A 1,488-nucleotide genomic window follows, 5' to 3' on the forward strand; every position below is an offset into this window, starting at 1 on the left:
GAGCAATGATCAGAACCTGTGGATGAGCCTTGGTAGGGCGGCGTGAATGTGGGCGCGCCTTCCCGGGGATGATCACAAGTCCAGTTCGTTTCTGATCAAGACCGGCGTTGGCGCGCTGGTTGGGAAGGCACGCCCGTGCTCACCGTAGTTCACGATGTCGCGCAGGCCAACGACACCCGCAGCGGTGCCGGTCGGTCGTTGTTGGATGAGATTGTCCGCGACGGTGCCCGGCAGATGCTGGCCGCCGCTTTGCAGGCCGAGGTCGCCGCCTATGTCGACCAGTTCGTCGATCAGGTCGACGAGAATGGGCACCGGCTGGTGGTCCGCAACGGCCACCACAACGTCCGGGAGGTGCTCACCGGCGCTGGGGCGATCGAGGTGAAGGCGCCGCGGGTCAACGACAAACGGGTCGATCCGGAAACCGGTGAGCGGCAACGATTCTCGTCGAAGATACTGCCGGCGTGGGCGCGTAAGTCCCCGCAGATGGCCGAGGTGCTGCCGTTGCTGTACCTGCATGGCCTGTCCAGCAGCGACTTCGGTCCGGCGTTGGAGCAGTTCCTCGGCTCGGGGGCGGGGCTCTCGGCTCCGGCGATCACCCGACTGACCGCGCAGTGGCAGGACGAGGCCGCCGCGTTCGGCCGCCGGGACCTGTCGGGCACCGATTATGTGTACCTGTGGGTGGACGGCATCCATCTCAAGGTCCGCCTGGAGCAGGACAAACTGTGCCTGCTGGTGATGCTGGGGGTGCGCGCCGACGGCCGCAAGGAACTGGTCGCGCTGACCGACGGGTACCGCGAATCAGCGGACTCGTGGGCGGATCTGCTGCGGGACTGCCGGCGCCGTGGCATGCGCGCCCCGGTGCTCGCGGTCGGGGACGGTGCTCTGGGGTTCTGGAAAGCGGTCCGTGAGGTGTTCCCCGATACCCGTGAGCAGCGGTGCTGGTTTCACAAGCAGGCCAATGTCCTTGCCGCACTACCGAAGTCGGCGCATCCGGGGGCGATCGCGGCGATGCGGGAAATCGCGGGCGCCGAGGACATCGACCACGCGCAGGTCGCGGTCAAAGCCTTCGAACTGGACTACGGCGCCAAGTTCCCCAAGGCCGTGGCCAAGATCGTTGACGACCTCGATGTGCTGCTGGAGTTCTACCACTATCCCGCCGAGCACTGGGTACATCTGCGCACCACCAATCCGATCGAGTCGACCTTCGCCACGGTCCGGTTGCGCACCAAGGTCACCAAGGGGCCGGGTTCCCGCGCGGCGGGTATCGCCATGGCCTACAAGCTCATTGACGCCGCACAAGCCCGCTGGCGGGCGGTGAACGCCCCGCACCTGGTCGCCCTGGTCCGGGCCGGAGCGGTGTTCCACAAAGGCAAACTGCTCGAACGACCCGTCGACATCACCCCACCCGAACCGGCCGACAACCCGGCCACCCCGACCGGAACGGAGGTCGCCTGAAAAACACCAATCCACAGGTATTGACAATTACTC

The 1,488-nt window shown here is 66.1% G+C and carries 1 protein-coding gene; it reads left to right on the forward strand.

Features of this window, described 5'->3' with window-relative positions; all coding sequences use genetic code 11:
* Positions 1-135 precede the first annotated feature (135 nt).
* Positions 136-1,455, forward strand: coding sequence for an IS256 family transposase (locus ACJH6H_RS29665; protein ID WP_016894482.1), 1,320 nt, complete (start codon positions 136-138; stop codon positions 1,453-1,455).
* Positions 1,456-1,488 lie beyond the last annotated feature (33 nt).

The organism is Mycobacterium sp. SMC-21, assembly GCF_045310825.1.
Lineage (GTDB): Bacteria > Actinomycetota > Actinomycetes > Mycobacteriales > Mycobacteriaceae > Mycobacterium.